This is a genomic window from Myxococcus sp. AB025B, assembly GCF_006518215.1.
Classification (GTDB): domain Bacteria; phylum Myxococcota; class Myxococcia; order Myxococcales; family Myxococcaceae; genus Myxococcus; species Myxococcus fulvus.
This window is the reverse complement of the sequence record NZ_SRLW01000127.1, coordinates 20,880-27,505: the sequence shown is the minus strand read 5'-3', so window position 1 is coordinate 27,505 and position 6,626 is coordinate 20,880. Positions and strand designations below refer to the sequence as shown.

The window sequence follows — 6,626 nt, the reverse complement described above, 5'->3', positions numbered from 1 at the left end:
CCCGTCCCCCCCTCCATCACCTCCGGCAACAACCCCGTCACCTCCGAACCGAACACCAGGTGGTCCCCCGCCTCGAACCCCGCCTCGAACAACGACGTCTGGGCCCGCGCCGAGAACAACCACCGCCGCGCCTCCGGATACGCCTCCACGTAGGCCGAATACGTCGGGTACAGGCGGAGAAATACCTTGTCCCAGTAGTCCAGCCCCGCCCGCTTGAGCTGGCGGTCATCGATGGAGAACCCCAGGGGCTCCACGAGGATGAGCCGGCAGCCCGTCACCGCGCAGAGGCGGGCCACGTTGCCCGTGTTGGGGGGAATCTGGGGAGAGACCAGGACCAGATGCAGAGGACGCGCCAGGGGCTCGAGCATGGGGTAGAACGCGCTACATGCGCTGGAAGGTGACCAACGAGACGCGGCAGAGGCCGCTGGCGGACCGGGCGGAGAAGGCCACGTCCTTCGCCCACCGCTTCAAGGGGTTGATGGGCCGCACCGAGCTCGCCGTGGGCGAGGGCCTCCACATCCAGCCCTGTAACTCCATCCACACGTTCTTCATGCGCATTCCCATCGACGTGGCCTTCCTGGACGCCCAGGGGCGCATCGTCAAGCAGATGATGGCCCTGCCCCCCTGGCGGGCCACCTCCGTGTACCTGCAGGCACGCTCCGTCCTGGAGCTGCCCGCGGGCGTGCTCGCCGCCAGCGGCACCCAGGAAGGGGACCGCTTGAGCTTCGAGCCTGCCTCCTCTGCTCCGATGTCCCCTGGCTGACCCACGATGCGCACGAGTTTTGACCGATTTCCGAGCGCTTTGTTAACGTGCCCCGCCAGTTTCTCGTCCCCTTAGAAGAGTTCCCGCGCATGCGCATCGAGGTAGCCGGCAGCACCCACGTCGGGATGAAGCGGAATCACAACGAGGACAACTTCCTCATGCTGCCCGAGGAGCACCTCTTCATCGTCGCGGATGGGATGGGTGGCCACTCCTCTGGAGAGATTGCCAGCCGCATCGCCGTGGACGAGTTGGGTGAGTTCTACAAGATGACGTCCAAGGACCAGGACAGCACCTGGCCCTTCAAGATGGACAAGCAGCGCAACTATGACGAGAACCGGCTGGCCACCGGCATCAAGCTCGCCAACGCGCGCATCTACGAGAAGGCCAGCAGCGAGTCGAAGTATAAGGGCATGGGGACGACCATCGTCAGCGTGCACTTCGCCAGCGACGTGGCCTACGTCGGGCACGTGGGCGACAGCCGCGTGTACTTCTTCCGCTCCGGCGCCCTCAAGCAGATCACCGAGGACCACTCGCTGCTCAACGACTACCTCAAGGCGAAGAAGCTCTCGCCCGAGGAGGTCGAGAACTTCCCGCACAAGAACGTCATCGTGCGCGCGCTGGGCATGAAGGAGAACGTCCAGGTGGACGTCTCCCGCGTGGAGCCCCAGCCGGGCGATGTCTTCCTGCTGTGCTCGGACGGCCTGAGCGGCATGGTCACCGACGCGCAGATGCAGGAGATCCTCGGGCGCACGCCGGAGCTGGACAAGGCGTGCTCCCAGCTCATCGACATGGCCAACGCCGCGGGCGGCAACGACAACGTCACATGCGTGCTCGCCCGCTACCACCCGGCCTGAGTCCCCGCGCGGCCCCCGCCTGAGCCTGCTCGGGCGGTGCGCAGGAAGACGCGCAGCGCCTCCGCCACGCCCCACGCCTGGGCGATGCAGCCCCTGGGACGGAAGGGGGGCGTGGCGTCGAAGATCTCGCTCACCTGCCCCACGCCCGCCTGTCGCAGGTGGGCCTCCAGGCCGTCCATGACGTCGCGCAGGTGGGCGCGGTCCGGCTGCACCCTCAGCGCCGCGTCCACGTAGTGGCCGATGAGCCAGCTCCACACCGTGCCCTGGTGGTACGCCGCGTCGCGCGCGCGCAAGTCGCCGTCATAGGTGGCCTTGTAGTCGGAGTGGTCCGACGCCAATGAGCGCAGCCCCACGGGGGTGAGCAGCTCCACCTCCACCTTGCGCAGCACCTGGGGCCACTTGTCGCGCGCGAGCACCGGGTACTTGAGCGAGAGGGCGAAGATTTGATTCGGCCGCACCGCCTCGTCGTTGCCGCCGCCCTCCGCGTCCACCACGTCGAACAGGCACTGGGTGCGCGGGTTCCAGAAGCGCTGGTTGAAGGACGCCTGCGCGCGCTCGGCGGCCTGGTTGTAGGGCGCGGGGTCCACGCCCAGCAGCACGGCCCACTCCGCCATCAGCTTCATGGCGTTGAACCACAGCGCGTTGAGCTCCACCGCCTTGCCGCGCCGGGGCGTCACCACCCAGCCGTCCACCTTCGCGTCCATCCACGTGAGCTGGTAGCCCTGCTCGCCCTGCGTCAAGAGCCCGTCGTCCGGGTCGATGCGGATGTTGTGGCGGGTGCCCTTCAGGTGCTTCTGGACGATGTCCTCCAGCGTGGGGAAGAACTCGCGCAACAGCTCCTCGTCCTTGGACGCCGTGACGTAGCGGTCCACCGCGTGGAAGAACCAGAGCGTCGCGTCGGCCGTGTGGTAGAGGCCCTCGGCCTCGCCCTCCGGGAAGAGGTTGGGCAGCAGGCCGTCGCGGACGTGGTGGCGGAACGTGCGCAGAATCGCCGCCGCCTCGCGCAGGCGGCCCGTGGACACCGTCAGGCCCTCGAGCGAAATCATCGTGTCGCGGCCCCAGTCCGTGAACCACGGGTAGCCGGCGATGACGCTGCGCGCATCCTCGCCGATGGCCCGCGCCCACGCGTCGTCGCGCGGACGCATGGGGTCCACGATGAACTGGTCCGCCGCGAGCACCAGCCTCGCCGCCGTGTCCTTGCGGGCCTGCGCCGGCGCCCGCTCCAACAGGCGCCACTCGCGCTCGCGCTCCATGTCGAAGCTGATGGCCGGGTCGCGGTCCAACACCGCCCAGTCCCGCACCGTGGCGCCCAGCGCCAGCCGGCCTCCGGGCTTCACCGTGCACTCGAAGTAGCCGGGGCTCGCCTGCGTCTCCACGTGCGGCATCCCGCGCGCGCGCTCGGTGCGGTACAGGATGGGCGGGGAGATCTCCGGCAGCGCCACGAAGGGCACCGAGCCCTCCGAGTACAGCCGCAGGCGCAGGGGCTCGGCCTCCTTGCCCGCGCACATCTCGATGCGCTCCCCCTGGAGCACCACCTTGGGCTGACAGTAGCCGTGGGGGAAGTCGTGCTCGTGGACGCGGAACGTGGGGAAGGGCCTCAAGCGCAGCTTCACGGCGGGCCCGGACAGGTGCGCCCACTCGATGAAGAGCGTGTTCTCGCCGTGCACCATCACCAGCCTGCGACGAAGCCGCGTGGGGCCCAGCACGTAGTCCCACTCGGGGATGAGGCCGTCGAGCCGGAAGCCACGCAAGAGCGACGTGTCGCCCGCCAGCGTCCCGTCCGCGCGCACCTCGCCCTCCAGCCGGTACACCTGCCCCTCCACCCGGGCCGTCTCGATGAGCCGCGACAGCATGACGGTGCGGCCCTTCTCGGGCAGGCTGGGGATGAACAGGCCGTGGTAGCGGCGCGCGTTGACGCCGGCCAGGGTGCTCGACGCGTAGCCCCCCAGGCCATTCGTCACCAGCCACTCGCGACCGAGCACCTCCGTGGCCGGGGCGCCCCCGGGCCATCCGAACTTCACCTCTGGCAGTCCGCGCATGCGGCTCATCCTGCCATCCGAGGCCCGGGGCCGGTCCTGCTCTCCCGAGTACTCGTCATCCACAGGGCGGTCATCCCCGGCACGCGCCACGACGTCTCGCCCCTCAGTGAATCCAGTGAGCAAGAGCCTGTCCCTCCGAATCGAACCTCTTCACTGGACAGTCCGATACGCCACCCTTCATCCCAGGGTGGGGCCAACAACGGCTCGGGGCAGGGAGACAGCTCCAGCTCGCTCCCCAGGTTGACGAGCAACAGCCGTTCCCCCTCCTCCTCGCCTCCCAGGTAGCGCAGCAGGAAGGCGCTCTCGGAGAGGACGGCCCCCATCAGCTGGTGGCCATCCTGGCGGGCGAGCACCGGGTCCTCGCGGCGCAGGCGCAACAGCTCCCGGTGCAGCGTGAGCGGCCCCGTGCGGCACTCCCGCTCCGTCCAGTCGAGCTGGGAGCGGCGGAAGGCGCGCTCATCCACGTGCTCCTCATACCCCTCGCGCTCGAGGGCGTGGCGCGCGCTCTCGAACTGGCCGATGAACGCGTCGCGGCCCTGACGCACCACCGCCTGCAGTTCCGGCTTGTGGTCCACGAAGTAGTGGAACGGGGAGCTGGCGAACCACTCCTGGCCCATGAAGAACATGGGCGTCTGGGGCGACAAGAGCCACAGCATCGTGAGCACTCGCGCCCGGCGCTCGCCGCCGACGTGGTGCAGCCGGTGGCCTCCGAGCATGTTGGCGAGCTGGTCGTGGTTCTGGCGGCGCGAGCACCGCGCACGATGGGACGAACGGGTGCGCGGCGCGAGGCGTCAGCGCCCCGTCAGCGGCGCGGGAATCCGGTGCTGCTTCCAGGCGAGGACCTCCTCGAGCGTCTCACCCGGGGCAATCTCCGTCCGCTCGAACACAGCGGAGCGGCTGAGCCGGGCCCCCGCGCCCACCTTCACCTCGGCGCCGAGCGACACCCCCGCGCCCACGACGACGCCCTCCGCGAGCGACACGCCCCGCTCGAAGAACGCGGGGCCATCCACTCGCGCGCCGCGAACGTCCGCCTCCGGATGCGCCCACGACGCGCCCAGCCCACGCACCGTCCCCGCGAGCGGCGAGGCCGCGCCCAGCCACTCCAGCCGCACCTGCCCCGCGAGCACGTCACGCACCGTGGCCAGGTAGCGCGACGGCGTGCCCAGGTCGGACCAGTACCCATCCACGCGGACGCCGCGCACCACCTGCCCCGCCGACATCGCGCGCACGTAGACCTCGCGGTTGATGTCCTCGGGTCCCTCGGCCGTCATGAAGTCGAAGATGCGCGGAGACATCACGTGCACGCCGGTGAAGTGCCACGGCGTCAGGCCCGCGCCGCCGGGGCCATGGCCCGCGATGCGCTGGACCTGCCCCGCGCCGTCCAGCTCCACCGCCGCGTACTTCTCCCCCTCCGGCATGGGCTGCAGCACCATGGTCGCCAGCGCACCGGAGGCCTGGTGCATGGCGACCACGGGCCGCAGGTCCACCGGGTAGAGGATGTCGCCGTTGAAGACGAGGAAGTCCCCGTCGGAGAGGAAGTCCCTCAGGCCCCGGATGCCTCCACCCGTGCCCTGGATGACGGGCTCGCGCACGACGTGCAGCGGCAGCCCCGCGCGAGCGCACTCCTCGCGCGCCACCGCCTCCATCGTGTCGGGCAGGTGGTGCGTGTTGATGCCCACCGCCGTCACGCCCGCGGCCTTCAGCACCGCCAGGTGGTAGCGCAACAGCGGCTGCCCCAACAGCGGCAGCGCCGGCTTGGGCCAGGCTTCCGTCAGCGGACGCAGCCGCGTGCCCAGCCCCGCGCAGAGGACCATCGCCTTCATCGTCGCCTCCCCTCCCCCGGTGCCCGACTCAGGCGGCCAGCTCCGGAACGTACTTCGCCACCAGCGCCTGCAACCGCGCGAGCTCCGGACGGTGCCGGAACGCCTCGCGCACGTAGCGCAGCGACGCCGGGATGGACACCAGGAAGCCCGGGTTGCCCTTCACGCGATGGATGAACTCGAAGCGCCCCGCGTCCTTCAGCTTGCGCTGCACGGTGAGCAGGTCGAAGAAGGCCTTGAACGCCACCGGGTCGATGCGCTCGCCCGTCTCCTGCTGGAACGTGGCGATGTAGCGCTCCAGCATCGCGTCCACGAACGCGCGGTCCAGCTCCACGTAGCTGTCGCGGAGCAGCGCCACCAGGTCGTACTGGCGTGGCCCCTGGAGCGCGTCCTGGAAGTCGATGACCACCAGCTCGCCCTCCTTCACCATGATGTTGCGGCTCTGGTAGTCGCGGTGCGTGAAGCCTCTGGGCGCGGCGGCCAGCTGCTTCGCGATGTCGCGGAAGATGGTGTCCAGCTCGGCGCGCTCGGCGTCCGTGGGCTTCTTGCCGCTCCACGCCTCCAGGCCCCACTCGCGGAAGTGGTGCAGCTCCCAGTCGTACAGGTCCTCGTCGAACGCGCGCGTGAAGGCCAGGCAGTCCGGGTCCTGGTGCTTCTCCGCCTGGGCGCGCAGCTTCGCCAGCAGGTCCACCGCGCGGGTGTAGAGCGCCTCGCGGTGCTTGCCGCCCTCCAGCGCGGATTCGAAGGTGATGTCGCTCAGGTCCTCGAGCACCATCATCCCCGCGGGCTCGTCGTAGCGCAGGATGCGCGGCACGCGCACGCCCAGCTTCTCCAGGTAGCGGTGCACGTTGACGAAGGGCAGTTCCTTGGGCGGCTCACCCTTGGTGGCCTCCTCGCTCTTCTTCGTCGCGTCCAGCGGCATCTGCATCACCACCCAGCTCTCCGGGGGGACGCCGACGCGATAGTACGAGCGGTTGCTCGCGTCTCCCTTCAGCTTCTTGATGGGAGCCTGGGGAACGGGACGGCCAATGGCCTGTCCCACCTGGTCGCGCAGGGCGGCCTCGAGTTCCATATCGACGGGGTTCTCCAAATGGGGGTCTTCGAGAGGAAGATGGCCCGCGAGTATGGGAGGGGCGACTTTCCGCGTCAA

At 69.6% G+C, this 6,626-nt stretch carries 7 protein-coding genes; 2 read left to right on the top strand and 5 right to left on the bottom strand.

Annotated elements, in window-relative coordinates; translation table 11 throughout:
* A partial coding sequence (locus tag FL311_RS21705; RefSeq protein ID WP_141327564.1) for a tRNA (cytidine(34)-2'-O)-methyltransferase occupies positions 1-368 on the bottom strand: 368 nt, incomplete at its 3' end.
* A gap of 17 nt (positions 369-385) precedes the next feature.
* On the opposite strand from FL311_RS21705, the gene FL311_RS21700 reads away from it, so the two are divergent.
* Both FL311_RS21700 and FL311_RS21695 read left to right on the top strand, forming a co-directional pair.
* Positions 386-763, top strand: a complete 378-nt coding sequence (locus FL311_RS21700) for a DUF192 domain-containing protein (protein ID WP_141327563.1) — start codon at positions 386-388, stop codon at positions 761-763.
* 89 nt (positions 764-852) lie between these two features.
* On the top strand, positions 853-1,617 hold the full coding sequence (locus FL311_RS21695; RefSeq protein WP_074957967.1) for a Stp1/IreP family PP2C-type Ser/Thr phosphatase: 765 nt from the start codon (positions 853-855) through the stop codon (positions 1,615-1,617).
* On the opposite strand, the gene FL311_RS21690 is transcribed toward FL311_RS21695, so the two are convergent.
* The 4 genes from FL311_RS21690 to FL311_RS21675 all read right to left on the bottom strand — a co-directional run bounded on the left by FL311_RS21690 (position 1,602) and on the right by FL311_RS21675 (position 6,548).
* Entirely contained in the window at positions 1,602-3,656 is a 2,055-nt protein-coding gene (locus tag FL311_RS21690; RefSeq protein WP_141327562.1) for an amylo-alpha-1,6-glucosidase, read from the bottom strand. The genes FL311_RS21695 and FL311_RS21690 overlap by 16 nt on opposite strands.
* 5 nt (positions 3,657-3,661) lie before the next feature.
* Positions 3,662-4,372 (bottom strand): DUF3459 domain-containing protein, encoded by a 711-nt coding sequence (locus tag FL311_RS21685; protein WP_141327561.1) that lies wholly within the window; start codon positions 4,370-4,372, stop codon positions 3,662-3,664.
* A gap of 75 nt (positions 4,373-4,447) precedes the next feature.
* On the bottom strand, positions 4,448-5,479 hold the full coding sequence (locus tag FL311_RS21680; RefSeq protein ID WP_141327560.1) for an NDP-sugar synthase: 1,032 nt from the start codon (positions 5,477-5,479) through the stop codon (positions 4,448-4,450).
* Between the two features lie 28 nt (positions 5,480-5,507).
* Complete coding sequence (locus FL311_RS21675; RefSeq protein ID WP_141327559.1) at positions 5,508-6,548, bottom strand: aminoglycoside phosphotransferase family protein; 1,041 nt, start codon at positions 6,546-6,548, stop codon at positions 5,508-5,510.
* Positions 6,549-6,626 lie beyond the last annotated feature (78 nt).

Bases quoted from the DNA above. Each gene is read 5' to 3' on its own strand.
- FL311_RS21680 (WP_141327560.1), bottom strand. From the start codon at position 5,479: ATGAAGGCGATGGTCCTCTGCGCGGGGCTGGGCACGCGGCTGCGTCCG.
- FL311_RS21700 (WP_141327563.1), top strand. From the start codon at position 386: ATGCGCTGGAAGGTGACCAACGAGACGCGGCAGAGGCCGCTGGCGGAC.
- FL311_RS21675 (WP_141327559.1), bottom strand. From the start codon at position 6,548: ATGGAACTCGAGGCCGCCCTGCGCGACCAGGTGGGACAGGCCATTGGC.
- FL311_RS21695 (WP_074957967.1), top strand. From the start codon at position 853: ATGCGCATCGAGGTAGCCGGCAGCACCCACGTCGGGATGAAGCGGAAT.
- FL311_RS21685 (WP_141327561.1), bottom strand. From the start codon at position 4,372: ATGCTCGGAGGCCACCGGCTGCACCACGTCGGCGGCGAGCGCCGGGCG.
- FL311_RS21690 (WP_141327562.1), bottom strand. From the start codon at position 3,656: ATGCGCGGACTGCCAGAGGTGAAGTTCGGATGGCCCGGGGGCGCCCCG.